The sequence below is a fragment of the Micromonospora sp. DT231 genome (assembly GCF_049847025.1).
Taxonomy (GTDB): domain Bacteria; phylum Actinomycetota; class Actinomycetes; order Mycobacteriales; family Micromonosporaceae; genus Micromonospora.
Window position 1 is genome coordinate 236,426 of the sequence record NZ_JBNCNO010000003.1, and the last position, 25,466, is coordinate 261,891.

The 25,466-nt window shown below is 73.6% G+C and carries 23 protein-coding genes; 15 read left to right on the forward strand and 8 right to left on the reverse strand.

Translation table 11 applies throughout. The features are described 5' to 3' along the window. Positions 1 to 279: 279 nt before the first annotated feature. Genes ACPXBU_RS09265 through ACPXBU_RS09280 form a run of 4 tightly spaced genes read left to right on the forward strand, consistent with a single transcriptional unit; the run spans position 280 to position 4,275 of the window. Positions 280 to 1,392 carry a hypothetical protein gene (locus ACPXBU_RS09265; RefSeq protein WP_425757732.1) on the forward strand — a complete coding sequence of 371 codons (1,113 nt, stop codon included), beginning with the start codon at positions 280 to 282 and terminating at the stop codon, positions 1,390 to 1,392. Positions 1,393 to 1,423: 31 nt separating this feature from the next. After that, entirely contained in the window at positions 1,424 to 2,473 is a 1,050-nt protein-coding gene (locus ACPXBU_RS09270; protein ID WP_425757733.1) for a nitronate monooxygenase, read from the forward strand. Positions 2,474 to 2,528: 55 nt separating this feature from the next. Beyond that, positions 2,529 to 3,632, forward strand: a complete 1,104-nt coding sequence (locus tag ACPXBU_RS09275) for an SRPBCC family protein (protein ID WP_425757734.1) — start codon at positions 2,529 to 2,531, stop codon at positions 3,630 to 3,632. A 13-nt stretch (positions 3,633 to 3,645) separates the two neighbouring features. Then, complete coding sequence (locus tag ACPXBU_RS09280) at positions 3,646 to 4,275, forward strand: CG0192-related protein (RefSeq protein ID WP_425757735.1); 630 nt, start codon at positions 3,646 to 3,648, stop codon at positions 4,273 to 4,275. A gap of 42 nt (positions 4,276 to 4,317) precedes the next feature. Here the strand turns inward: ACPXBU_RS09280 and ACPXBU_RS09285 are convergent, their stop codons facing one another. Further along, positions 4,318 to 6,354, reverse strand: a complete 2,037-nt coding sequence (locus tag ACPXBU_RS09285; RefSeq protein ID WP_425757736.1) for a glycosyl hydrolase family 28-related protein — start codon at positions 6,352 to 6,354, stop codon at positions 4,318 to 4,320. 221 nt (positions 6,355 to 6,575) lie between these two features. Here ACPXBU_RS09285 and ACPXBU_RS09290 point away from each other — a divergent pair, with 221 nt between their 5' ends. Then, the gene (locus ACPXBU_RS09290; protein WP_425757737.1) at positions 6,576 to 7,670 is read left to right on the forward strand and encodes an NYN domain-containing protein; all 1,095 of its coding nucleotides are present in this window, start codon (positions 6,576 to 6,578) and stop codon (positions 7,668 to 7,670) included. A 136-nt stretch (positions 7,671 to 7,806) separates the two neighbouring features. Beyond that, positions 7,807 to 10,467, forward strand: a complete 2,661-nt coding sequence (locus ACPXBU_RS09295; protein ID WP_425757738.1) for an AAA family ATPase — start codon at positions 7,807 to 7,809, stop codon at positions 10,465 to 10,467. 68 nt (positions 10,468 to 10,535) lie between these two features. Here ACPXBU_RS09295 and ACPXBU_RS09300 read toward each other — a convergent pair whose 3' ends face one another. Further along, complete coding sequence (locus ACPXBU_RS09300; RefSeq protein ID WP_425757739.1) at positions 10,536 to 11,531, reverse strand: hypothetical protein; 996 nt, start codon at positions 11,529 to 11,531, stop codon at positions 10,536 to 10,538. Here ACPXBU_RS09300 and ACPXBU_RS09305 point away from each other — a divergent pair. From ACPXBU_RS09305 to ACPXBU_RS09315, 3 genes are all read left to right on the forward strand, one after another. Further along, complete coding sequence (locus ACPXBU_RS09305) at positions 11,518 to 12,549, forward strand: hypothetical protein (protein WP_425757740.1); 1,032 nt, start codon at positions 11,518 to 11,520, stop codon at positions 12,547 to 12,549. The two genes, ACPXBU_RS09300 and ACPXBU_RS09305, sit on opposite strands and share 14 nt — an antisense overlap. Before the next feature lie 157 nt (positions 12,550 to 12,706). Beyond that, complete coding sequence (locus tag ACPXBU_RS09310; RefSeq protein WP_030335934.1) at positions 12,707 to 12,928, forward strand: hypothetical protein; 222 nt, start codon at positions 12,707 to 12,709, stop codon at positions 12,926 to 12,928. A 289-nt stretch (positions 12,929 to 13,217) separates the two neighbouring features. Continuing rightward, on the forward strand, positions 13,218 to 13,400 hold the full coding sequence (locus tag ACPXBU_RS09315) for a hypothetical protein (protein ID WP_425757741.1): 183 nt from the start codon (positions 13,218 to 13,220) through the stop codon (positions 13,398 to 13,400). A 102-nt stretch (positions 13,401 to 13,502) separates the two neighbouring features. Here the strand turns inward: ACPXBU_RS09315 and ACPXBU_RS09320 are convergent, their stop codons facing one another. The 3 genes from ACPXBU_RS09320 to ACPXBU_RS09330 all read right to left on the reverse strand — a co-directional run bounded on the left by ACPXBU_RS09320 (position 13,503) and on the right by ACPXBU_RS09330 (position 16,595). Next, complete coding sequence (locus tag ACPXBU_RS09320; RefSeq protein ID WP_425757742.1) at positions 13,503 to 14,564, reverse strand: Gfo/Idh/MocA family oxidoreductase; 1,062 nt, start codon at positions 14,562 to 14,564, stop codon at positions 13,503 to 13,505. 88 nt (positions 14,565 to 14,652) lie between these two features. Beyond that, the gene (locus tag ACPXBU_RS09325; RefSeq protein WP_393367366.1) at positions 14,653 to 15,318 is read right to left on the reverse strand and encodes a response regulator transcription factor; all 666 of its coding nucleotides are present in this window, start codon (positions 15,316 to 15,318) and stop codon (positions 14,653 to 14,655) included. After that, on the reverse strand, positions 15,306 to 16,595 hold the full coding sequence (locus ACPXBU_RS09330; RefSeq protein WP_425757743.1) for a histidine kinase: 1,290 nt from the start codon (positions 16,593 to 16,595) through the stop codon (positions 15,306 to 15,308). Before ACPXBU_RS09330 ends, ACPXBU_RS09325 begins: the two co-directional genes overlap by 13 nt. A gap of 153 nt (positions 16,596 to 16,748) precedes the next feature. Here ACPXBU_RS09330 and ACPXBU_RS09335 point away from each other — a divergent pair, with 153 nt between their 5' ends. From ACPXBU_RS09335 to ACPXBU_RS09345, 3 genes are read left to right on the forward strand one after another with little or no spacing between them, the layout of a single operon-like run. After that, a complete protein-coding gene (locus tag ACPXBU_RS09335) occupies positions 16,749 to 17,444 on the forward strand; it encodes an SDR family NAD(P)-dependent oxidoreductase (RefSeq protein ID WP_393367368.1) in 696 nt (231 codons plus the stop codon). Then, entirely contained in the window at positions 17,438 to 19,072 is a 1,635-nt protein-coding gene (locus ACPXBU_RS09340) for an MFS transporter (protein WP_425757744.1), read from the forward strand. The genes ACPXBU_RS09335 and ACPXBU_RS09340 overlap by 7 nt, the downstream gene beginning before the upstream one ends. A gap of 56 nt (positions 19,073 to 19,128) precedes the next feature. Beyond that, on the forward strand, positions 19,129 to 19,896 hold the full coding sequence (locus ACPXBU_RS09345) for a TetR/AcrR family transcriptional regulator (protein ID WP_393367370.1): 768 nt from the start codon (positions 19,129 to 19,131) through the stop codon (positions 19,894 to 19,896). Here ACPXBU_RS09345 and ACPXBU_RS09350 read toward each other — a convergent pair. Further along, the gene (locus tag ACPXBU_RS09350) at positions 19,893 to 20,741 is read right to left on the reverse strand and encodes a helix-turn-helix domain-containing protein (protein WP_425757745.1); all 849 of its coding nucleotides are present in this window, start codon (positions 20,739 to 20,741) and stop codon (positions 19,893 to 19,895) included. The two genes, ACPXBU_RS09345 and ACPXBU_RS09350, sit on opposite strands and share 4 nt — an antisense overlap. 132 nt (positions 20,742 to 20,873) lie before the next feature. On the opposite strand from ACPXBU_RS09350, the gene ACPXBU_RS09355 reads away from it, so the two are divergent. Together ACPXBU_RS09355 and ACPXBU_RS09360 are read left to right on the forward strand one after the other, a co-directional pair. Continuing rightward, positions 20,874 to 21,797, forward strand: coding sequence for an SDR family NAD(P)-dependent oxidoreductase (locus tag ACPXBU_RS09355; RefSeq protein WP_393367372.1), 924 nt, complete (start codon positions 20,874 to 20,876; stop codon positions 21,795 to 21,797). A gap of 8 nt (positions 21,798 to 21,805) precedes the next feature. Beyond that, the gene (locus ACPXBU_RS09360) at positions 21,806 to 23,977 is read left to right on the forward strand and encodes a hypothetical protein (protein WP_425757746.1); all 2,172 of its coding nucleotides are present in this window, start codon (positions 21,806 to 21,808) and stop codon (positions 23,975 to 23,977) included. A 3-nt stretch (positions 23,978 to 23,980) separates the two neighbouring features. On the opposite strand, the gene ACPXBU_RS09365 is transcribed toward ACPXBU_RS09360, so the two are convergent. Both ACPXBU_RS09365 and ACPXBU_RS09370 read right to left on the reverse strand, forming a co-directional pair. Then, a complete protein-coding gene (locus tag ACPXBU_RS09365; RefSeq protein ID WP_393367374.1) occupies positions 23,981 to 24,376 on the reverse strand; it encodes a hypothetical protein in 396 nt (131 codons plus the stop codon). Then, a complete protein-coding gene (locus ACPXBU_RS09370) occupies positions 24,373 to 24,822 on the reverse strand; it encodes a hypothetical protein (RefSeq protein WP_425757747.1) in 450 nt (149 codons plus the stop codon). Before ACPXBU_RS09370 ends, ACPXBU_RS09365 begins: the two co-directional genes overlap by 4 nt. Positions 24,823 to 25,217: 395 nt before the next feature. Between ACPXBU_RS09370 and ACPXBU_RS09375 the strand changes: the two genes are divergently transcribed. Then, the gene (locus ACPXBU_RS09375; RefSeq protein ID WP_393367376.1) at positions 25,218 to 25,442 is read left to right on the forward strand and encodes a hypothetical protein; all 225 of its coding nucleotides are present in this window, start codon (positions 25,218 to 25,220) and stop codon (positions 25,440 to 25,442) included. Positions 25,443 to 25,466 lie beyond the last annotated feature (24 nt).

Sequence of the window (25,466 nt, forward strand, 5' to 3'; positions counted from 1 at the left end):
CGTGCCGGGCGGCCGGACGGCGTCGGACGTCGGACCCGGCGGGACGCCGTCGTCCGGGTCGGCCGTGACCGCGGTCACCTCGGACCGTACCGGGGTGCCGGCCGACAGGTAAGCCCGTGCCGTCCCCGGCGCATCGTGAGGGCGGGGTGACCGTTCGGCTCGCGGGGTGACAGCACGTCGACGACGCGCGGCCACCTCGGCCGCGCCGACCACGCCGGTGGCCGGGATCGGCCAGGATGGGCAGGTGGCCGGTCCCGGCCGCGACGAGGAGGGTGGGCGATGCGGGTAAGCGGACGGTTGACCTGGGGGCGGCGTACCCGTGCGGGTGTGGCGTCGGCGGCGCTGCTCGCCGCGGCGGTGGCGCCGGCCGTCGCGCTGACGCCGGCAGCGGCGGCGGGTGCGGCGGCGGCCGGGACGCCCGTCTGCCAGGTGCGCGACGACCGGCTCCGCGAGCTCTCCGGGATGGTCGCCACCGACGACGGGTACGTCATGATCAACGACGGTGCCGACGACGAGGCCCGCCGCCGGATCTTCTTCCTCGACAAGCGCTGCGCGGTGGTCCGGGCGGTGGCCTTCCCGTCCCGCCCCCGCGACACCGAGGACCTGGCCATCGGCCGCGACGGCACGGTCTGGGTCGCCGACATCGGCGACAACGACCACTCCCGGGCGACGATCGCCGTCTGGCGGCTCGCCCCCGGGGCGGACGAGCCGGTGCTGCACCGGCTGACCTACCCGGACCGTCCGCACGACGCGGAGGCGCTGCTGCTCGACGCGTCCGATCGGCCGGTGGTCATCACCAAGGGCGGCAGCGGCACCGTCTTCCTGTACGCCCCGACCGCCGCGCTGCGGTCCGGGGCGACGACGCCGATGGCCTCGGTCGGCCAGGTGACCCTGCCGACGACGAACACCAGCAACCCGTTCTCGTTCCTCGGACGGGGCGTGATCACCGGCGCGGCGAGCGCACCGGACGGGCGTCGGGTGGTGCTGCGCAGCTACGCCGACGCCTTCGAGTACGACGTGCCCGACGGCGACGTGGTCCGCGCGCTGACCGCCGGCACCGCGCGGATCACCCCGTTGCCGGACGAGCCTCAGGGCGAGTCGATCACCTACAGTCGCGACGGCCGCTCGTTGCTCACCGTCTCCGAGTCCGCCGACCAACCACCCGGCACCCGTCCGACGATCCTGCGCTACCCGGCCACCGACGGACCGGCCACCGCCGCGCGCCCGACAGATTCCGCCGCCTCGGCGTTGCCCACCCTCGCCCGACCGATCGCCGAGGAAACCACCGGCCCGGGCAACCGCACCTGGCTGGTGGCGGCCGGCGTCGGAACACTTGTGGTGCTGCTCGCCCTGGCCGGCGTGCTGCGGTGGAGGCACACGGCGCGCCGCTGAGCGCACGCCGGCGGTGCGGCAGGATGGTGGGATGTCCGTGCTGTCCACGTTGCGTCACCCGATCGTCGCGGCCCCGATGGCCGGTGGCCCGTCCACGCCAGCGCTCGCGGCGGCCGTCTCCGCTGCCGGTGGCTTGGGCTTCCTGGCCGCCGGGATGATCGACGTCGAGCGGATGACCGCCGACGTCGCGCAGGTGCGCGCCCGCACCGACCGGCCGTTCGGCGTCAACGTCTTCCTGCCCGACCCCGGCGGCGTGGACGAGGCCGCCGTCCGGGCGTACGCCGAACGGCTCGCCCCGCAGGCCGCCGCGCGCGGGGTGCGCCTGGGCGAGCCGGTCGGCGGCGACGACGCGTACCCGGAGAAGCTGGCCGCGCTGCTCGCGGACCCGGTCGGAGTCGTGTCCTTCGTGTTCGGGCTGCCGGACCGGGCGGCGGTGCGCGCCCTGCGCGAGCGGGGGACCGAGGTGTGGGCCACCGTCACCCGCCCGGACGCCGCGACGGCCGCCGCCGACCTGGGCGTGGACGCGGTGGTGGTGCAGGGCACCGAGGCCGGCGGGCACCGGGGCGGGCTGCCGGACGACGACGACTACGCGTTGTTGCCCCTGCTCCGGCTGGCCGCCGCCCGCTGCGACCGGCCCCTGGTGGCCGCGGGGGGCATCGTCGACGGTCCCGGGCTGGCCGCCGTGCTGGCTGCCGGCGCCGCCGCCGCGCAACTCGGCACGGCCTTCCTGCGCTGCCCGGAGGCGGGCAGTTCGCCGATGCACCGGGCGGCGGTGGCCGGGGCCGCGCCGACCGCGCTGACCCGGTCGTACACGGGCAAGCGGGCCCGGGGCGTGGCCAACGACTTCCTGCGCCAGCACGACGCGTCGGCGCCGGCCGGTTACCCGCAGGTGCTGCACCTGACGCGTCCGCTGCTGGCCGCCGCCCGGCGCGACGGCGACGCGTCCGTCGCGAACCTGTGGGCGGGGCAGGCGCACCCCCTCGCCCGGGATCTGCCGGCGGCCGAGGTGGTCACCGAGGTGAGTGCCGGCGCCCGAACCGCGCTGGCGGCGGTGGTCGAGCGGTCGGCGCGCTGGGGCTGACCGGCGGCCTCGGGCGGTCGGGACCGCGGACCGGGAAACCCGTTAGAGTCTCGCCGTGATCGAGATCGGTGCGCAGGTCGACCTGTCCCACCCGCCCGACCGGGTCTGGCGCGCACTCACCGATCGGAAGCTGCTCGGGCGGTGGTTCGCCGAGGCCGACACGGTCGAGGGCGTGGCGGACCGACTGCTGCTGCACACGGCCGAGTTGCCCGGCTTCGAGGCCAACGTCGAGGTCGAGGTGACCGAGCGGCAGGAGGCGGCGCTGCTCGTGCTGGCCTGCGACGAGGCCGGCCGGCTCAGTGAGCTGACCTGCGCGGTCACGGCCACCAGCCAGGGCTGCCGGTTGGAGGTACGGGAGGTCACCACGCACGGCGCGTGGTCCGCCGACCAGCACGACCCGCGTGAGCAGCAGCTGCGGCAGGCGCTCACCGTACGGCTGCCGGCCATCCTCGACTGGCTCGCGTTCCAGCAGGTCGACCTGCGCCGCGCCGACGGTGGGATGACCACCGAGCTGCCGCTGATCGGTGCGCCCGGCTCGTCCGGCCGCACCCACCGTCGGCGTCGCACCCTGGTCGCCGTCCTGGTCACCGGTGCCGCCCTGCTGGCGGGGACGGCGGCCTGGATAACGGTGCCGCCCGAGTCGACGCCCACCGCCGCGCCCGTGTCGACCGGATCGCCGTCGCCGTCCGTCCCGGCCGGCACGACCGCCGCCGCCCGGACGGCGACCCCCTCGGTGCGCCCCTCGCGGAGCACCGCGTCGGCGAGCACCCGCCCGAGCCGGACCCCGTCGGCGCAGCCGCCGAGTCCGCCCGCGTCCGCTGTGCCACCCCCGCCGCCAGCGCCGCCGGTGCCCATGGTGGCCCGTTACGAGACCGACTCCAGCCGACTGTTCGGCTACACCGGCGCGGTGGTGGTCGGCAACCCCGGCGGCGTGCCGGTGGCGGACTGGGCCGTGGTGGTCACTCTCGGCGAGGGCACGACTGTCGACGACGTCGACGGCGCGAACTGGCGACAGGACGGGCGGGCGATCACCTTCACCGGAGCCGCGGTGGCGGCCGGAGGCTCGCAGACGATCAGCTTCGACGTCCGCGACAGCCGGCCGAAGGCCCGGGAACCGGAGAGCTGCACGATCGGCGGGCAACCCTGCGCGGGCCTCTGACTAGGCTGCCGGCATGGCACTGCTGCACAAGGCGACCCTGCGCCCCACGAAGCTCGACCTGCTGGCGACCTGGCTCCCCGACCGAGAGTGGTACACCGGGCCCGCCGGTGCCGAGGTGGTGAGCCGAGGGGCCTACCGCTTCGACGATCCGGCCGGCGAGGTCGGCATCGAGACACTGCTGGTCAGCACCCCCGACGGGCCGGTGCACCACGTCCCGCTGACCTATCGGGCCGCACCCCTCGACGGTGCGGACACCTGGTTGGTGGGCACCACCGAGCACTCGGTGCTCGGCCGGCGCTGGGTGTACGACGGCTGCGTCGACGAGGTGTACGCCGCCGCGCTGGCCCACGCCATCCGCACCGGCTCTGGCCAGGCGGAGCAGTACTTCGAGGTGGACGGTCGGCGTGAGGTGCGCGAGCCGAGTGTGACGGTCACCGTCAGCGGCGCCGGGAACGCCGACGCGCCCCCGGTCGGCGCGGTGCGCCGGGTGGTCGACGAGGACAGCACGCTCGTCGTCACCGACACCGTCGAACTTGTCGTCGTCCGCCGCCCCGGCGCTGCCGACGCCGCCGGCGCTGCGCTGCTCGGCAGGTGGAGCGGGCAGCCGACGACCGTGCCGCTGGCGTACCTGCGAGCGCGGTGACGCCGCGGTGGGCGGCCCGACGAGTCGGACCGCCCACCGCGTTCACCACTGCGCCGGAGGCGGGGGCGGCGACACGGGCGGCCGGTCGTCGCAGGTGATCGTGTTGGGCAGCAGCCACGGCGCGAGCCAGCCGCCGTCGTTGCCGCCGAGGTCGGTCACCGTGAACTCCGAACCGGCCGGGGTGAAGTGGAACGAACCGCAGTTGTTGACCCCCACCGCGCCCACGTGACGGGCGTCCACGTTGGCGAACGAGGCGGACCCGGCCGAGCGGGCGCTGACCACCGAGGTGCCGGTGCCGTCGACCCGGATGTCGCGGAACCGCACGTTGGAGATCGAGTAGAGGTCCTTCACCGGCCAGTCGCTGACCAGCATGATCGCGTTGTAGGTGCTGTCGAGGTACGCGTCGCCGGTCACCTCGACGGCCGCGTCGATGCTCCGGTCCAGGGCGAAGAACCAGATGGCGCCCAGCCCGATGTTCCAGTTCAACTCGTACGTGCCGGCGCGGGCGGTGGTGTTGTCGGTGATCCGCAGGTGCCCGGTGAACGGCTCCGCGCCGAAGCGGGCCCCGACGTGGATGCCGCTGCCCTCGCGGACCGGGTCGGCGACGAGGTTGTGCGAGACGGTGGTGTCCGTACCCCCGTAGATGGCGATGCCGTTGGCAAGCGTGGGCGACTGCACGGTGTTGTGGTCGAACGTGTTGCGCGCGTTCGCGGTCTTCTCCGACCACATCGCCAGACCGTCGTCGCCGGTGTTGCGGACGAAGTTGTGCGCCACGAGGGAGTCGGTCACTCCGGTGTGGAAGTTGAGCGCGTCGGCGATCTGGTCGACGACGATGTTGTTGGTGACGCGGACGTTGCGCATCGGCCCGTCGAACCACAGGCCGGCCTTGGTGTGACGCAGGTAGAGCCCGTCGATCGTGGAGTCGCTCATCGCCCCACCGATCGCGTTTACCTGGTCGGTGTCGATGCGTTCCCGGACGTCCCCCTCGATGGTGAAGCCGGAGAGGTGGACGTTGCGGCTGCCGCCGTCGGCGGCGTCGCGGCCGTAGAACCCGACGCCTGTGTGCACCGAGCCGTCCGGCGCGGGCGTGGGCAGGGCGACCTCGCGGCCCTTGATGACGGTGTACCAGTTGCCGGCGCCCTCGATCGTCACGTCGTCGACGATGATGTGCCGGTTGACCTGGTAGGTGCCCGGCGGAACGTAGACCTTGAGGTGCGCGCGCCGGGCGAAGGCGATGGCCCGATCGATCGCGTCGGCGGAGTCCCGCCGGCCGGTGGGGTCGGCGCCGAAGGCGAGCACGTTCGCCGCGAGGAGCCGGACGCGGGGCGGCGCAACCAGCTCGGAGTCGAGCAGGTCGATGACGGTCCAGGCGGCGGCGCTGCCGGTCGGCGCGGTCAGGCGGATCCGGTCACCGGCCCGGTAGGTGCGCCCGAGCAGCAGTCGCTGCTCGTCGTAGAAGTGGGTGGGCCGAAACGGCGTGCTGATGCTCGGGTACGGCGTGGTGGCCGCCGGCACGCACTGGCACTCGGTGATCCACCAGTCCGGGTGCAGCAGCCCGGCCTGCGGGTCGTTGGAGAACGGGTACTGGTTGTAGAGCCAGGAGTACTGCGAGGTAAGCGTCATGGTGCGGACGTGCCTGCCATTGGCGTCGACACGCAGCGGAGCGGTGATCCCACCGCCGGACGGGGCGTCCGGGATGCTGTACCGCACGCTGATCCCGTTCGCCGCGCTGGGGAGGACGAACTCCACGTACTCCCCGGGGGCGAGCCGGACCGCCCGGCGGCCGGAGGCCTCGGCGGGCAGCGTGTAGGCCGTCCGGTCGGGGCCGATGATCTCGCCGTTGGTGCGGGCGTTCTCCGCCTCCTGTTCGTCGAAGTCGACGTCGGCGCCGCGCCCGGCGACGAGTGCCGGGTCGAGGGCGGCGCGGGTGACCACCGGTCGCGTGCCGGAGGGCGCGGGCGGGCCGGCGACGGCGACGGTGGGCACGGCGACAAGCACGGCGAGGCCGGCGGCGAGCGCCACGGCGGTGCCGGCTCGTCGGCCGGGGCGTCCCCGGGCCGGCAGGATGCTGCGAATCATCGGTGACCCTCCTGGATGGGTGGTGGTGGAGGTCCGCCCGGCGCTTCCCCCGACGCCCGACATTGATCGTCATGATGCAGCACCGGACATCGCACTGCAAGACCACAATCGAAGAACGAAAATAGACGACCACCAGACCGCAAGAAATGGACGATCGGTGAGTTGAGGTGTCGCGCTTCGCCTGCGCCCAGACCGCCCACGCCCGGCGTACGCTGGGCCTCGTGGATCAAGAAGACCGGATCGCCCTGTTCCTCGACTACGAGAACCTCGCGTTGGGGGCGCGCGACCACCGTGGCGGCGCGGACTTCGACTTCCGGCCGATCGCCGACGCGCTCGCCGAGCGAGGTCGGGTGGTCGTGCGCCGCGCGTACGCCGACTGGTCCTACTTCGACGAGGACCGTCGGATGCTCACCCGGTCCCACGTCGAGCTGATCGAGATCCCGCAGCGGATGGGCGCGTCCCGGAAGAACGCCGCGGACATCAAGATGGCCGTCGACGCGATCGAGTTGGCGTTCGAACGCGACTACATCTCCACGTTCGTGATCTGTAGTGGCGACAGCGACTTCACCCCGCTCGTGCACAAGCTTCGCGAGCTGAACAAGCGGGTCATCGGTGTCGGGGTCGAGGGGTCGACGTCGGCGCTGCTCCCGCCGGCCTGCGACGAGTTCCTCTACTACGACCGCCTGGAGGGCGTGGACATCCCGCCGACCCGCAGCCGGCGCGGTCGTCCGACCCGCCCGGCCGGCCCGGATCAGCGCCCGCCCGAGCCGGAACTCGAGCGGGAGCCGGAGCCGGAGGTCGGCCGGCCGGCCGGTGAGGAGCCCGGACGGGACGTGGACGCGCTCGCCGTGCTCGTCGCCCAGACGGTGGCCGGTTTGCAGGGCAGCGCCAACGGTGCGGTCACCGCGTCCCGGCTCAAGCGCACCCTGCTGCGCAAGGACCCGACGTTCAGCGAGTCCGACTACGGTTTCCGCACCTTCGGGGAGTTGCTGCGGCACCTCGCCGAGCACACCGTGATCGAGCTGGCCGAGGGGCCCGCGAAGGGCGACCCCGAGGTCTCGCTGCCCGAGCACGGCGACCGGGAGGTGGCGTTCGGCCTGCTCCGTGGCGTGGTGGCGGAGCTGGGCAGCAGCGGTAACCCGGTGGCGCTGTCCGGGTTGAAGAACCAACTGCGCCGGGCCCGGCCCGACTTCAGCGAGAAGAAGCTCGGTTACCGCAGCTTCCTGCAATTCTGCAAGGCCGCGGCCACCGGTGGCGTGGTCGACCTGCGGTGGAGCCCCGAAGCCGACGACTACCTGCTGACCACTCAGAGCTGAGCGCCGCGCCCGGCCCGCCCGCCGTGCCCGCCGCGCCCCGCCGGCCCGGTCTCGCATCGACGGCTGTCGAGCGGGAGTGCCGGAACTCCCCCTAGGGTGAGTGGTAGGGCTGCCCGAGGGCGAGGTGAGGGTCGTCATGCCGGGACGTGGCGAATGGACGCTCGTCGGCCGCGACGACGAGCTGAAAATCATCGAGGACGTCGTGTCGTCGCGGTTGCCGGGGCTGGTGCTCGTCGGCGCCGCCGGGGTGGGAAAGACGCGGCTGCTGCGGGAGGCACTGGCCCGCGCGGCCCAGGACGGCGTCGAGTGCCACTGGGTCTCCGCGACCGGAGCGGCCCGGTCGATCCCGTTCGGCGCGGTCTCGCACCTGATCCCCGCGCAGACCCGACCGCGTGCCGATCCGGTGGGGCTGGTCGGCACCGTCGAACGCGACTTCGCCCGGCGCGGTGGTGACCACCCCATCGTGATCGGCATCGACGACGCCCACCTGCTGGACGAACCCTCCGCCGGGCTGCTGCACCAGCTCGCCGTACACGGTCTCGCCGTGGCGGTGGCGACCGTCCGGGCGGGCCTCCCGCTCTCCGACGCGCTCACCTCGCTGTGGACCGGGTCCGGCCGGCGACTCGACGTCCGCCCGCTTCCGGCCACCGCAGTGGAACACCTGCTCGACGAGGCCGCGCCCGGACCGCTCGACGCGATCAGCCGCCGGCGGCTGACGCGGCTCGCCGACGGCAACCCGCTGCTGCTGCGGGAGTTGTTGGCCGACGCCATGGACACCGGCGGGCTCCGCGAGTCGCGGGGGGTCTGGCGGTGGCGCGGCACCGCCTCGGGCAGCCCCCGGCTCGCCGAGCTGGTCAGCGCCCGGCTGCGCGCCCTGGAACCGGCCGCCCGGCAGGTGCTGGAGGTGGTCGCCTGCGGCGAACCGCTCTCCCTGGCACTGCTGGAACGATTCACCGACCCGGTCGCGATCGAGGCCGCCGAACGCAGCGGCATGGTGGTCGCGGAACGCTCCGGCGCCCGTACGGCGCTGCGCATGGCCCATCCGCTCTACGGGGAGGCGCTGCGCGCCAGCATGCCGGCCAGCCGGTCCCGCACCGTGTTCGGGCAACTCGCCGACGTGCTGGCCAGCATGCCGCTGCGGCGACGGGACGACGCGCTTGTCGCCGGGGTGTGGCAGCTCCGTTCGGGCAGCGTCCGGCATCCGGGCATCGCGCTGGCCGCCGCCCGGCAGGCGATCGACAGGTTCGACATCGACCTGGCCGAGCGGTTGGCCCGCACGGCGTACGACGCCGCGCCGGGCTGGGAGGCGCAGTGGCTGCTGGCCCGGGTGTTGCAGTACCAGGCGCGCAGCCAGGAGGCGCTCGACATGCTTCCGCCGGCCCCACCGCCGGGCAGCAAGCGCCTCGCCATGTGGGCGATCACCCGCGCCGGCCTGCTCTACTGGGGCCTGGACCGGATCGACGAGGCGCACGAGACGCTGCAAATGGTGCCGGCGGGCTCGCCCGGCCACGACCTGGCCGAGGCCACCCGGTCGTGGGTGCTGTTCTACGACGGCCGGTGCGAGGCCGCGCTGTCCGTCGGCCAGGCCGTGCTGGCCCGGCCCGACACGGGGGTACGGGCGGCCAGTTGGGCGACGATGGGCGCGGCGTCGGCGGCCGGGATGCTCGGTCGGCTCGGGCTCGCCGCCGAGCTGGCGGAGCGGGGCCGGACGGTGCTCGCCGCCGAACCCGAGCCGATGCCGTGGAACGAGGCGCAGGTCGGGTTGGGGCTCTGCTACGCCCAGTACGCTGCCGGCGAGCTGACCGCAGCCGCCGACCTGGCCGATCACGGCTATGCCGCGGCGGTGGCCAGCGACGCGCGGGGAATGGTCGCCGTGTGGGCCGGGTTCCGGGGGATCGTCGCCAAGACCCAGGGACGGCTCGACGCCGCCGAGGCGGACCTGCGGGAGGCCATCGCGCTCGTCGAGGAGAACGACCAGTACCACCTGGTGCGCACGTACTGGGCGGCGTTGGCGGGGGTCCGCGCGCTGGCCGGCGACCCGTCCGGCGCCCGCCGCTGGCTGGCCGCCGCCGACGCGCGGGAGCGCGCCGCGAACCGGATCTTCCACCCGTGGGTGGAGTTGGATCGCGCCTGGGTGCAGGTGGCCGAGGGTGATCTCACCGCCGCGATCCGTACCGCCCGCACCGCCGCCGACCTGGCTCGGGGCAGCGAGCAGCCGACAATCGAGGCGGTGGCGCTCTACGAGTGCGCGCGGCTGGGCGCGCCCGAGTCGGTGCGGGAGCGGCTGGGCGCTCTCGCCGAACGGCTCGGCGGGCTGGCGTCGACGCTCGCCGGCGCGGCCGACGCTCTGGTCCGCGATGACGGGCCGGCACTGGAGACCGCCGCGGGCGAGCTCGTCGCCCGTGGCCACACCCTGCTCGCCGCCGAGGCGCTCGGCGCCGCCGCCCGGGCGTACGCGCGGCGCGGCCGACCACGGGTGGCGGTGGCGCAGCGGGCCGCGACGCTGGCCCGGGAGTGCCGAGCGGTCCGGACGCCCCTGCTCACCGCGACCGCCGCGGGCGCCGAGGAGGCGACGCTGACCCGCCGGGAGCGGGACGTGGCCATGCTCGCGGTGACCCTGCCCAGCCGCAGCATCGCCGACCGGCTGGGATTGTCGGTGAACACCGTCAACAACAACCTGGCCCGCGTCTTCACGAAGCTGGGTGTGCGCAACCGCCGGGAGTTGGCAGTGGTGCTCGGCCACGACCGACCGGGGGCGCCGGACAGGTCACCGGGCGCGATTGATCCTCCACAGTAGGTAAGGGTGACTGATCTACCGGGTTACCGCACACCTGCCTACCGTGCGGTAACAACTACCGGCGCACCTCAGTCCCTGGAGGACGGCATGAGCCAATTGCACCCGGGTGGACCGCCAGGACCGCGACCCACCAGGTCGCCCCGCGTCCACAATGCTCTCTTCGCCGCCGGGGTGGCGGTGGCGGTGGCCACGGTCACCGCACTTGTCGCCCCGGCCGCCGGCGGCGCACCGGCCAGCCCCGCCGCCGCCGGTGCGGAGCGGGCGTCGTACGACGCGCCGCCGTGCACCCGCGAGTTGGAGGGTACGACCTGGCTGCTCGACCCGTGCGTCAAGCCGGGCGGGAAGCTTCCGGTGGAGGTCGAGGCGCGGCTCGCGCAGATCCGGACCCAGCACGCGGCCGAGGCGGCCGACTGCCCGGACCCGACCGGATCGCCGTCGGCCTCGACCGCGCCGACCCGGGCGACCCGGCCGCCCGTCACGGCGGAGCCGGTCGCGAAGCGTGCCCCGGCCGCCACCGCGACCGCACCCACCACGACGGCGTCACCCAGTTCGACGACGTCACCCAGTTCGACGGCCTCGCCCACCGGCACGCCCTGCCCCTCCGGCAGCGCGTCGCCGTCCGGTAGTGCCTCCCCATCCGGCAGCGCCTCGCCGTCGGGCAGTGCGTCGCCCTCGGGTAGTGCGTCGCCCTCGGGCAGCTCCTCGCCGTCGGGCAGCGCGTCGCCGTCCGGCAGTTCCTCGCCGTCGGGCAGCGCGTCCCCGTCGGGCAGTTCGTCGCCATCCGGCAGCGCGTCGCCGTCGGGCAGTGCGTCGCCCTCGGGGAGCGCGTCGCCGTCGGGCAGTTCCTCGCCGTCCGGTAGCGCGTCGCCGTCCGGGTCCGCGTCGCCCAGCGGCAGCGGCTCGCCGGAGCCGACCGACCCGCCCAACCCGACCGACCCGCCCACCGGCGGGCCGCCCTCGCCACCACCCCCGCCGCCGACCGGCTGCCCCAACGTGGCCGGCAACCCCACGCTGGTGGACGCGAACAAGGACCGGATCCGCTGCCGGGAGGTGCAGACGGTCACGGACGACACGGTGCTGACCCTGACCGGTGACTCGATCAGTTCCGCGCACCACCAGTTCGGTTTCGGGGTGGGCCCCGGCTGCCCGATGACCTCGTTCGACGGCCGCGGCATGCCCGGCAACAACGGCGTCTACAGCTACGGCCGGCGGTACTTCGACCTGGACGGCAGCGTCGTCGACTACGACAACTACGCGCGCACCGGGTACGGCACCGGGGACATCATCGCCGGTCGCGCCGGCCCCGACGCGTGCGGGAACGCCTGGGGTCGGGTGGCCAGCCCACTCGGCCTCGCCACCGCGCGGATCGCGAAGGCGAAGGCGGACGGGCACCACGCGTACCACGCCACCACCGGAGGGGTGAACAACACCAACTGGAACACCGTGCTGATCCGGCTGGCCATGTGTCGCGCGCTGGAGTTCGCCGGGGAGAGCCTCAACCCCACGGGTCTGTTCCGCTTCGAGTGGGCGGCCGTCGGCGGCAAGCAGGGCATCGTCACCAACGGTGGGGGCTGCAACTTCTGGCTCGACCTGCCGGCCGGCGAGGACTACTACATCAACATCGGGGTGCCGCGGTACAACGGCCCGGCTCAGTACGCCGGCATCACCGCCGATGCCACCACAATCGTCAACTCGTTGCTGGCCGCCGGCGCGGACAAGGTCGTCTGGATGCTGTATTACGACATCACCCCGGCCAACGTCGACATCGGTCAGTATTCCTGGGCCAAGCTCAGGTCGTTGCTGCCGACCGGATTGCAGTCATACCTGCCGGCGGCCCCGGTGTCGACGCTGCAACCGCTCATCGACCCGCTCTGGGTGGGCACCGTGCGGACAGTGATCAGCGATCTGAACTGGGCGGTCCAGCTCGGCGTGCCGTTCGACCCGGCCGTGCGGGTGGCGACCCCGCCGCCGTTCACGCCCGGCGACATCCAGATCACTGCCGAGGGTGGTTCGCCGCACCCCAGCCCCGCAGGCCAGGACGCGTTGGCCGCCACCCTGGCCGGTGTGCTCGGCGACATGTGAGCACCCGCTGACTGGTCGCTCAGGACGAGGAGGATCCGCCGATGCGGGTCCTCCTCGTCAACGCATAGGCCGAAATGCGCCGGAATTACGGCTATCGCCCTGGTATAAGCCCACCTGCGCCGTACCCCCGGCGCAAAATTTGCTATACGGTCGGCGAATGAAGGTCGAGGAGCATTGGTGGAACGGAGACACGACCCCGCGCGGACGCCGGGACGTGTATATCCGTACTGACGGGCAGGGTTGGGAGGTCCGCGCCCAGATCGGTGGGGCGTCGGGTCGTGAGCGGGTGCAGCAGTGCCCAAGCCGGGCCTCGGCGGCCATCCTCGCCGATGCCTGGCGCGGCACCCACCCATCCTGGCGCGAGCTGAAGCAGCGCTGATCCGGCACCGGGCCGGGCCGGCAAACGCTCCTGGGTTCCCCGCCCGGTGCGCTCCCCGGCCGGCCCGGCGCTCGGCTCATCGGCCAGCAATGCTCCGGCTCTTCAGGGCCGTGGACTGTGGGTCGCCGAGGACGTGGATTCTCCTCGATCAAGTGACGAAAAGTAGGTGTCCGAGGGCGGATTCGACTACTTTTCATCACCTGATCAAGGGACGCCGCGTGCGGTCCGTGTTCCCGCCCTCAGGCCGGGTACACGGAGACCTGCCGGTCGTGCCCGATGGAGGTCGCCCATGTCGCAGAGCCCCGACGAGGAGAACCCCGGCCTCGACGAGGAGGTTCGGGAAGCCGAGCGTCGGCTCGGCCACCTCACCACCTCGTCGGACGACGCGCTTACCGACGACGACGCGCGAGCGCCGGACGAGGCCCCCTCCGAGCAGGACGAGGTCCGTTCCGAGCAGGACGCCGACCAGTAGGTCCACTCGCCTTCGGTGACGTCGGTGTGTCCGGGGCGGTTTGACACCCCGACTTCGCGGAAACCGAGTCGATCATGAACGGGCCGGCGGTGATCGCCTCGGTCAGGCGGGCGGGACCGGCAGCACCGCGCCCTCGGCGGCCGATCGGTGCGCCAGCTCGATCAGCTCGACGGTGGCGACCGAGTCCCGCGGGTCCACCGGCATCGGCGTGCCGTCGCGCAGCGCCGCCGCCACCTGCGCGTAGAAGCTCTGGTACGCGCCGGGCTCGGTCGGCACCGCCCGCAGGTCGCCATCCACGCCGAGCAGGCCGTACCGCTCCGGCGGAACCTCGCCCCACCCCGGCTGGCCCGGTCGGCCGCCGTCGTGCAGGGCCGCCTCCTGCACGTCGAGGCCGTACGTCGTGTAGCCGGCCCGATCGCCCAGCACCCGCAGCCGGGGCCCGAGCTGCGCGGTCACCGCGCCCATCCACAGGTGCGAGCGCACCCCGTTGGCATGGGTCAACGCCACGAAGGCGTCGTCGTCGACGGCCGCGCCCGCGCGGCGGCGGTCCACCTCCGCGTAGACGCGCTCGACCCGGCCGAACAGTTGCACCGCCTGGTCGACGAGGTGGGCGCCGAGGTCGAAGAGGGCGCCGCCGGCCTCCTCGGGACCGGCAAGCTCCCGCCAGCCCGGCTTGATCGTCGGTCGGAACCGCTCGAACCGGGACTCGAAGCGCAGCACGCGGCCCAACTCGCCCTGCTCCACCAGTCGGCGGGCGGTCCGGAAGTCGCCGTCCCAGCGCCGGTTCTGGAAGACCGTCAGCGGCACCCCACGCTCGGTGGCCTCGCCGATCAGGGCGCGACCCTCCGCGGCGGTCGGGGAGAGGGGCTTGTCGACGACCACCGGCAGCCCGGCGGCCAGTGCCGCTCGGGCCATCGGCACGTGCTGCCGGTTCGGTGTCGCCACCACGACCAGGTCCAGAGCGTCCGGGGTACGCCACAGCTCGTCGGCGTCGTCGACCAGGCGGGCGTCCGGGAAGTGTTGCCGGGCCTGTTCGCGCCGCTGCGGATCGCGGGTCACGATCGCGTCGAGCCGCAGCCCGGGGGTCGCGGCGATCAGCGGAGCGTGGAACACCCGACCCGCCAGCCCATATCCCAGCAGACCGACCCGCAGCGCCTCCGCCATGCCCGTACCCCCGTCTCGCCGGCCCGCGCCCATCGGTGGCGGCGGCACCGCGCGTCGAATCTACGCCCCGACCTCGCCCCGGTGCTGGTCAGCCCGTCGGGTCGCGGCGCAGGTAGGTGAGCACCGCGAGCACCCGGCGGTTGGTGTCGTCGCTGGGCGGCAGGTCGAGCTTCAGCAGGATGTTGCCGACGTGCTTGCCGACCGCCGCCTCGGTGACGTGCAGTCGGCCGGCGATCGAGGCGTTCGACCGGCCCTCGGCCAGCAGCGCCAGCACCTCGCGTTCGCGGGCGGAGAGCGCGGCGAGCGGATCGCGCGGGCGATGCAGCAGTTGCCGCACCACGTCCGGGTCGATGGCGGTGCCGCCGGCCGTGACCCGGCGCAGCGTGTCGACGAACTCGGTGACCTCGGCCACCCGGTCCTTGAGCAGGTAGCCCACCCGCTGACCGTCGCCGCTGTCCAGCAGCGCCGCCGCGTACCCGGTCTGCACGTACTGGCTGAGCACCACCACCGGCAGGTGGGGTCGCTCGGCGCGCAACGCGACGGCCGCCCGGAGCCCGTCGTCGTGGCGGCCCGGCGGCATCCGGATGTCGGTGAGCACCAGGTCCGGTTGGTGTTCGCGGGCCGCGCCCAGCAGTTCGGGCGCGGAGCCGACGGCGGCGCACACCGTGAACTCGAAGCGGGTCAGCAGCGCGACCAGGCCCTCCCGCAGCAGCACCTCGTCCTCCGCGAGGACCACTCGGGTCACCGACGACACGGCAGCTCCACCCGGACCAGGGTAGGCCCGCCGGGCGGGCTGGACAGCAGCAGCCGGCCGTCCACGGCGGCGACCCGGTCGGCGAGACCGGTCAGGCCGGTGCCCCGGGTGGGGTCGGCGCCGCCACGGCCGTCGTCGGTCACCTCGACGACGAGGTCCCCACCGGACCGGCCGAGGCGTACCTCGGCGTGGGTCGCCCCGGCGTGCCGGACGACGTTGCCCAGCGCCTCGGACACCACGAAGTAGGCGGTCGTCTCGACGATCTCCGGCAACTCGCCGTGCAGGTCGGCGTGCACGGTGACCGGGATGGTGGCGACGTCGGCCAGCTCGCTCGCGGCACCGGCCAGACCGAGGTCGGTGAGGCTCTGCGGGCGGATGCCGTGCACCAACTGTCGCAACATCACCATCAGGCCCCGGGCCTGGTCGTGTGCCACGGCGAGGGGTCGGGCCGCCGGGGAGTCCTCGGGTACGTCCAACCGGGCCAGGCCGAGCTGGAGGGTGAGGCTCGTCAGTCGTGGTTGCGCGCCGTCGTGCAGGTCCCGTTCGATCCGGCGCCGTTCCGCCTCGTACGCGCCGACCAGCCGGGTGCGCGAACGGGCGACCTCGCGCAGCGCCGCCGCGTTCACCGGCCAGGCCAGCGCCCACCGGGTCACGGCTGCCTGCGCGGCGGCGATCAGACCGGCCGCGTAGCAGAGGACGGGCAGCAGCAGCACCGCCACGATCGCGTACGGGATGGCTTCCCCGGTGGTCTCGATCGGCTGCCAGATGACGACCGGCTCGGCGTCGCCGGCCAGCCAGGGACTGGTGATCATCCCGAGGTCGAGCAGCACCAGCAGCAGGAAGAACCAGTACACGACGGGCACGAGCCCGCCCAGGCAGAACAGGTACGCCACCTCTCGCCAGGCCCCGGCGCTGCGGTAGCGGGCGACCAGACCCGGCCACGGCGGCGCGGGCAGCGGGCGGTTGTCCACGAGCCGGAGCCGCCACCGCTCGATGACGGCCACCGGGAAGCTCACGATCGGTGCGACCGCCAGCAGGCTGAGGCTGCCGACCGCCAGGAACAGCAGCAGCGCGACGCCGGGTGGCCGACCGTGCAGCAGCAACCCGTTGGCGGCGGCCAGCAGCGGCGCGCCGATGATGAGCAGCCCGACGGAGAGCGTGCCCGCGATCGGCACGGTGCTGATCAGGTAGACCAGCGCCCGCCAGGGCCAGGCGGAGACCAGCCAGTTGCGGCGACGCAGCGCCTCGTCCAGCCGAGTAGGGGGTTCCGGGGTCATGCCGATGACGCTAATCGGGCACGACCTGGCGCCCCAGCCGTCCAGATCCCCTTTTCGAGGTAGGTCCAGCACTACCGACCCGTCGCGTGTGCGGCCTCCGGAAACGGGAAGAACGCGGCGTACGTGACCTGTCCGGGCAGCGGCTGGAGAGACATGGGTGCCAGAACCTTCGTGGTTGTCGGCGGTACCAGTGGCCTCGGCCTCGCGGTGGCCCGGCTGCTCGTCGACGAGCATCAGGTCGTGGTGTTCGGCAACGTGCCGGCCGAGGTCGCTGCCGCGACCGACGAGCTGGGGTGCGACGGCGCGGTCTGCGATATCTCCTCCTACGAGCAGGTCCGCGACGGGTTCGCCGAGGTGGTCGAGCGCTACGGCACGATCGACGGGGTGGCGGCCTGCGCCTCGATGTGGGCGGGCGGCGAGCTGGGGGACCTGTCGGTGGAGCACATCCGCCGAGCCGTGGAGATCAACGTTCTGGGCCTCACGTACCTGCTGCGGGAGGTGGTGGGGCACCTGCACCGGCAGGGCCACGGGAATGTCGTCTACATCGGCGCACTGGCGCTGGCGGCCCCCCGGCCCGGCATCCCTGTCTACCGGGCCACCAAGAGCTACGGGAACAGCCTCGTCGACTCGCTGGCCGAGGCGCAGCACAGCAACCGGGTGAAGGTGATGCAGTTGCACCCCGGTCCGATGCCGACGCGGTTGCAGGAACGGGTGGGCGCCGAGTTCCTGGACGAGGTGTACGCCCTGCCGGAACAGGTCGCCACCGAGGTCGTCCGGTTGCTGCTGCTCGAACCCGACGATCTCTACGTGTCCGGTGAGCGCGTGCTGCGCGCGGACGGGCGGTGGTGACGGCCGGAGCCGGACCCGACGACCGTCCGGCGTCGGCCTGGGCCCCGCTGCGGACCGTGGTCTACCGCAACCTGTGGTTGGCCCTGCTCGCCGCCAACATCGGCACCTGGATGCAGACGGTCGGCGCCCAGTGGCTGCTGATCCACCACTCCAACGCCTCCACTCTCGTCGCGCTGGTCCAGACCGCCAGCCTGCTGCCGGTGCTGCTGCTGGCGTTGCCCGCCGGGGTGCTGGCCGACAACTTCGACCGCCGGCACCTGCTGATCGCCGTGCAGCTGTTCCTGGTCGCCGTGGCGGTGGCGTTGACGCTGCTCACCCTGACCGACCGGATGCCGCCGGCGTTGCTGCTCACCCTCACCTTCGCGTTCGGGGTCGGGCAGGCGTTGACCCTGCCGGCCTGGGCGGCGGTGATCCCGGAGCTGGTGCCGCAGGATCAGCTCCGGTCGGCGTCCGCGCTCGGTTCGATAAGCGTGAACGTGGCGAGGGCCGTCGGGCCCGCGGTGGCCGGCGTGCTGATCGCCCGTACCGGCGTCGCCCCGGTCTTCGGCATCAACGCGGTCGCCTTCGGGATCTTCGCGTACGCGCTGTGGCGCTGGCGGCCCCGCAACGCCCGCGCGGTCGAGGTGCCCGAGCGGTTCACCGCCGCCCTGCGCGCCGGCAGCCGGTACGTACGCCACTCGCCGACCGTGCGCCGGCTCCTGCGTCGTGCGCTGGTCTTCGTGGTCCCGGCCAGCGCGCTGTGGGCGTTGCTGCCGCTGGTGGCCGCCCGGCGGCTGGGGTTGGGTTCCGGCGGGTACGGGCTGCTGCTGGCGGCTCTCGGCGTGGGTGCCATCACCGGCGGTGTGCTGCTGGCGGTGATCCGCACCCGGCTGTCGGCCAACCAGCTCCTGCTGATCGCCGGCGTGCTGTTCACCGTCGCGCTGACAGTGGTGGGCACCGTGCGGGTGGTCCCCCTGGTGCTCCTCGCCCTGCTGCCCGCCGGGATGGCCTGGGTGACGGTGCTGGCCAACGTCAACGCCGAGATGCAGCTCTTCCTGCCCAGCTGGGTACGGGCCCGGGGCCTGGCCGTCTACCAGGTGTGTTTCGCCGGTGGGCAGGCGGTCGGCGCTCTGGTCTGGGGACTGGTGGCCGACATGGCCGGGCTGGTCGTCGCCTATCTCGCGGCGGCGGCGCTGATGCTCGTCGGCACCGCGACCAGCCGGCTCTGGCCGTTGCCGGACCTGCGGTCGGTCAACCGTGAGCCGGCGGCCTACTGGCCGCAACTGCACCTGGCGCGGGAACCGGACCCGGGGGTGGGGCCGGTGCTGGTGACGGTGCAGTACACCGTCCGGCCGGAGCGGGTCGGATCGTTCCTCGCGGCGATGGACCAGGTGCGCGGCGCGCGGCAGCGGACCGGCGCGATGCGGTGGGGGCTGTTCCGGCCGGCCGAGACGACGGACCGGTTCGTCGAGGTGTACCTGGTGCCGTCCTGGGACGAACACCTGCGTCAGCACGGCGGTCGGCTGACCGGCGAGGATCGCGCGGCCGAGGAACGGGCCCGGGAATTGACCGACGACGAACCGGAGGTGCGGCACCTCGTGCCCGCCGCCGCCGGCCCGACGTTGTCCGACGACCGCGAGGAGCTGTGAGGTCGGGCCGCCGGGCGACGTACGGCGTACGCCCGCGTTGTTAGGATGACCGGATCATGGCGAGTGAACGCAGGGGGACCGCGGACCCGGCCCGCAGCCTGGCCATCCTCTGGCGCACCCGGGAACCGGCGAGCCGCAGCGCCGGCCCGGGGCTCAGCGTCGACCGGATCGTCCGGGCCGCGATCGACATCGCCGACACCGAGGGCCTCGACGCGCTGACCATGCGCCGGGTCGGCGAGGCGTTGGGCGTCGGCACCATGTCGGTCTACACCTACGTGCCGGGCAAGGCCGAACTCGTCGCCGTCATGATCGACACCGCGTACGGCGAGATGCCGCACCCCGCCGCCGAGGGGGACTGGCGGGCTCGGCTGGAGCGGGTCGCCCGCGACAATCTCGCGCTCTACCTGCGGCATCGGTGGATGCTCCGGGCCGAGACGACCCGGCCGGTGCTCGGCCCCCACCTGCTGGCCAAGTACGACCGCGAGCTGAGCGCGGTCGCCGACATCGGGCTCACCGACGTCGAGATGGACGCGGTGCTCACGCTCGTCCTCGGGCACGTGAAGAGTTCCGCCCGTGCCGCCAGCGAGGTGGTCGACCTGGAGCGCGAGACCGGCATGACCGACGGGCAGTGGTGGCAGTCGCACGCGCCCTGGCTGGAGACGTTCCTGACGGCCGGTGCCTACCCGACCGCCGCGCGGGTCGGCACGGCGGCCGGCCAACAGCACGGTGCCCCCTACGACCCGGACTACGCCTTCGAGTTCGGCCTGCAACGCGTCCTCGACGGGATCTCGGTGGTGGTCGCCGACCGGGCCACCGCCGGTTAGGGCGTGTGTCCGGCCGGATCGGGCGACGTGCCCACCGCGTGCCGGGCCAGCCGGGCGAGCGCGCGCGCCGACGGGCTGCCCGGCTCGGCGTGGTAGACGACGAGCGACTGGGTCGTGCCGGCGATGGTGAGCTTCTCGTAGCGCAGCTCCAGCTCGCCCACCCTCGGATGACGGAACGCCCGGACCCCGCCACCGGCGCGGGCGGCCACGTCGTGCCGGGCCCACAGCCGCCGGAACCGTTCACTGCCGGCGGACAACTCCTCGACCAGGTCGGTCAGCCGCGGGTCGTCGACCTCGGCGCCCACCTGCGCGCGCAGGCCGGCCACCGCGTTCGCCGCGACCGCCTCGGAGGCGGGGTAGAGCGACGGCACGACCGGGTCCAGGAAGACCGCGCGCAGCAGGTTCACGCCGACCGCGTAGATCGGGGCCAGCGCGGTCGCCACCGGGTTGGCGAAGAGGACGTCCAGGTGCCGGCCGTGCACCAGGGCGGGTGTGTGGGTCCACGAGCCGACGAGCTGTCGGATGCCCACCGGCACGCGTTCGGGCCGTCGCGCCGGGCGGCCGGTGGACGCCTGCTCGCCCAGCCGGTGCAGGTGCGTCGTGGCCGCCGCGTCCAGCCGTAACGCCCGGGCCAGCGCGTCGAGCACCTGCGTCGACGGGTGCCGGTCACGCCCCTGCTCCAGCCGCAGGTAGTAGTCGGCGCTGACGCCGGCCACCAGCGCCACCTCCTCGCGCCGCAGGCCGGGCACCCGCCGACGGCCGTGCGCGGGCAGCCCGACGTCGCCCGGCCTGATCAGCTCGCGCCGGGCACGCAGGTACTCACCGAGCGGACCGGCCGTGCGCACCAACCCATCCTAGGAGCGGCCACCGGCCGCCCATCCTGGTCCTGCCACTACCAGGAAAACCAGGAACCCGGCTAACGCCGGCCGGCGGGGTGACAGTTTGGGGCGTACGCACCAACGAGAGATGGGACAGAGATGAGCGAGCGACTCACGACCCCGTTCGGGTTCGCCTCGACCGCCGACGAGGTCCTCGCCGGAGTCGACCTGACCGGCAAACGGGCCCTCATCACCGGAGGTGCCGCCGGCATCGGCGTCGAGACCGCCCGCTCGCTGGCCGCCGCCGGCGCCGAGGTCGTCCTCGCGGTCCGTCGGGTCGGCGCCGGCGAGCAGGCCGCCGCGGACATCGCGGCCGGCCTGGGCGCGGACCGGGTCACCGTCCGCGAGCTGGACCTGGCCAACCAGGATTCGGTACGCCGGTTCGTCGCCGGTTGGGACCAGCCGCTGCACATCCTGGTCAACAACGCCGGGATCATGGCGCTGCCCGAGCTGGAGCGCACCGCCGAGGGCTGGGAGATGCAGTTCGCCACCAACTTCATGGGGCACTACGCGTTGACCGTCGGCCTGCACGACGCGCTCGCCGCCGCCGGTGGCGCCCGGGTGGTGTCGGTCAGCTCCAGTGGCAACCTCTTCTCCCCGGTGATCTTCGACGACCTGCACTTCGCGTTCCGGCCGTACGACCCGCTGCTGGCCTACGGGCAGTCCAAGAGCGCCGAGGCCCTACTCGCCGTCGAGGCGACCCGCCGCTGGTCCGGCGAGGGCATCTACGCCAACGCGCTCAACCCGGGTGCGATCGCCACCGGCCTGCAGAAGCACACCGGCGGGCTGCGTACGCCCAGGGAACGCCAGAAGACCCCGCAACAGGGCGCCGCGACCTCGGTGCTGCTCGCCGCGTCCCCGCTGCTCGACGGCGTCGGCGGTCGCTACTTCGAGGACTGCGCCGAGGCCCCGGTCGTCACCGAGCGGCCAGCCGACTACACGGGCGTGGCGGCGTACGCCCTCGATCCGGGCAACGCGCGGCGGCTCTGGGACGTGGCGGCGGAGCTGGTGGCGGCCGGGTAGCCGGCCCGATGCCGCAGAGACCACCGAGGCACGGCGACCAACCGCGACGCGACGACGTGGTGGAGTTGCGGGTGCACGGCGTGTCCGGGGCGCGACCCTCGGTCGTGCTGCGTGAGGCGAGGGTGCGGCAGGTCGCGGGCGACGACAGCGGGGGCTTCCACCGCCGCGCCGGGCCCGACGGCACCGACGCGGACGGCCTGACGCTGGAGGCGTACCGCTGGGGTGACCTGCCCTCGGGCACCGTGGCGCGGACGCTCTCCCTGGTCTTCCTGCTGCCGTTCATGCTCAGCAACCTGGCGGTGTGGATGCGGCCCGCCGGTCGCGCCGCCGCCGGGGTCACCGTCCTGTGCCGGCTCCTCGCGCTGAACCTCACAGTGGTCTACGTGGTGTCCATCGCCGGGGTCGGCCTCGACCTGCTCGCCTGGCGCTGTCTCGGCGCGGCGGACTGCCGGGCGCCGTTCGACACGCTGGCCGGGCTCGACGACCGACACGTCGGGCAGCGGCTGGCGGTGCTGGCGCTGCTGCCGATCGCCGCCGTCGCGCTCCTGCGGCTGCTCGGAACCCGCAGGTCCCGCCCGTCCGGCAACCCGCTGTGGGCGGTGGAGCCGCTGGTGGGGCGGCTGCGGGCGATCCACGTCGCCGCCGCGTTCGCCGTACTCGATCTGCTGTTGCTCGTGGCCCGCCGCGGCGGCGGCGCGACGCCCGCGACGACGCTGCTGCTGACGCTCAGCGCGGCGGTCCTGCTGGCCTGCGTCGGTCTGCTCGCCGTGCCGGGGCTTATCGACCGGGCGGCGACCGCACGGATGTCCACCTGGGCCGCCCGCGCGGCGGGAGTGGTCGCGGCCGGGCTGACCGTGGCGACCCTCGTCGCCGTCGCGGGCGACGATCGGGGCTGGTCATCGTCGGCCACGCTCCCCGGCTACGGCGCGATCACGGGCGCGGCGCTGCTCGGCCAGATGGTGCTGCTCGTGCTGCTCTGCGGGCTGGTGCTGTGGCGGCACGGTCACGTCCGGCGCCGGTCTGCCCTGCCGCGGGGACTGGGTGCGACGGTCATCGCGGCCATCGCGGTCGGTCTGTCCGGCGCGTTCTCCGCCGACCTCGTCTATCAGACGGGGGTACTGCTCGGCGGCTATCGCGCCGACGACGAGCCGCCGCTGCCGTACCGCTGGACGATCCTGGCGGTGTTCCTGCACCTGGTCGCGGCGGCGCTGGTGTGCACCGCGTTGACCGTCCTGTCCCGGCGTCGCCGGTGGCATGCGGCGGCGGACATCACCGCCCGCGACTTCCCCACGCCGCCGCCGGAGGCGACCGGACGGCTGCGGGAGGTCACCGGGGCCGTGGCCCGGGCGCGGTTCACCGAGTGGCTGGGCCCTCTGGCCACCGGGTACGCGGTGCTCGCCGTGGTCGGGCTGGCCGCGGGTCTGCTCGGGCAGTTCGGGCGCGAACCGGACGAGGTGGCGTGGCAGGTCTTCGGGCTGCCGACCGGGTTCGTCGGGATGGCGCTCACCGTGGGCACCTACGTCATCGCCGCAGTGGTCCTCGTCCTGTTGTCGGGTGGTGTGTTCGCCTACCGGACGGCATGGTTCCGCCGGCACGTCGGGATCCTGTGGGACCTGGGCACCTTCTGGCCCCGGGCCGCCCACCCGTTCGCGCCCCCGAGTTACGCCGACCGCGCGGTGCCGGAGCTGGCCGACCGGATCACCCAACTGGCCGAGCGGCACGCCGGGGTGGTGCTGTGCGGGCACAGCCACGGCTCGGCGTTGCTGGCCCTCGCGGTGCTGCGGCTGCCGCCGCGAACACGCCGACGGGTCGCGCTGCTCACCTACGGCTCCCCGCTGGACCGCCTCTACGCCCGGCTCTTTCCGGCGTACCTGAACGAGACCGTGTTGCGCGAGGTGGGGGAGCGGGTCGGCTGGCGGTGGCTCAACCTCTGGCGCGACACGGACCCGGTCGGCGGTTGGATCTTCGCCGCGCACCGGCCCGGGGATCCGCCGCCGGACGCCGCCGACCCGGCCGGGCGTGTCGACCGGAGGCTGCGCGACCCCCGGGACCTGCTGCCCGCACCGGGGGAGCGTCGACCGCCACCGCTGCGCGGGCACCACCCGGACGAGTCCGCGCCCGAGTTCCGGGCGGCCCTGCGGGAACTCGCCGGCCGGTTGCGCCGGTCGGACGACGAATGAGCCTCACCGGTCCTCGGACAGTCGCTCGGACTCCGCGACCACCGTGCGGATCTTGCGCAGGGTGGCGTCGGGGGCGTGCACTGCCGTACGCCACCTGTCCAGCGTGCGGGTCAGCACCCGGACCACGTACTGCAACTGGTTGACCTGCTCGCGCAGCAGCCCCAACTCCGACCGGGCGCTCACCGCCTCGCTCTCCAACTCGGTGATCCGCGTCTGGAGGGGTTGCACGAGCGTCAGGGCGGCCTCGGTGAGCGTGTCGGCGGCGTCGGCCTTGAACTTGCCCCGCTGCGACACGACCGTGGCGATGGCGGCCAGGCCGGTCGTGCCGCCGAGGACGCCGAGCAGGCTGAGCAACACCTGGACCCAGTGCGGTGCCTCGGGTGTCGATACCGAGATCACGTGACACCTCCCACGACCCGTCGGTGAGTCGTGCACTGGTGCCCGTGGGCCAGGCAGCGGAGGTCGGACGCGATCTGGGCGATCCGCCAGAAGGACCCCAGCACCACCGCGCTGATCAACGACGCGGCGACGATGCCCTGCTGGCCCGCCACCGCCACCAGCGCCACCGCGTACATGCCGGTGATGGTGCCGAGCATCAGCACGGACGCGAACTCGATGCCGAGGCCCGTGGAGAGCCGACCGGGCCACAGGATGCCCAGCAGCCCGCCCACGCCGACGGCGATCAGGGCGACCTCCCAACCGAGCTGGATGGGTTCCGGCATGGACAGTTGGACCGACGGTGGCCGGACGTCGAGCGCGAGCAGCAGGACACCACAGACGGGTGTCGTGATCAACGCGGCCACCTCGAACGGTTGGTGCTTGGCGCGGTTGCGCAGATGCCCCACGGCGACTCCTTGGTCGAGGACCGTGCTCGCCAGACCGACACCGGGCCTGTGCCGTGGGGTGGGTCGCGACCGCGGGGCGGTCCGTGCGGCGAAGCCCGAGGGCGGCGGTGCAGTTGGACGGTCGATGGGCGACTCGCCGCCGTTGGCTGCCGGTATCTGCCTGTGTATCACCGCCGACCGGTTCGCGTCCACCCCCGCAGAGTCGCATTTCCGCAGGTCAGGGCCACCTTCGGCGGTCTTTCGGCACGGGAGCGTCCGGCGGCCCGCTCACGTTTCGGAGGTATTACCGTCGTCCCTGCTCCACCACGATCATTATCGGTGGCCACACCTGTGCCCGACTCGGCACGATGACGATCACAGCCGCAGAGCGGGTTCCGCCCGCGGGAAGAGGTCCGATGAGCCGCTATTCGATGGACGAGCGCGAGGCATTCGTGGCGATGTCCCGCTTCGTGTGGCAGTTCGCGAACCGGGCCGGGGACGACCTGTTCACGCTTCTGGGAGACATCCACATCGAGGCAGACGGCGGACCAACGGACCCCGCCGCGTGGGACGACTGGTTGGCCTGCGTTCGCTCCGTGGTGGACGGCGCGGAAGACCCGGCCGGCGGCTCGGCCGGCTAGAGCCCGGTCAGCGCCGCATCAGTG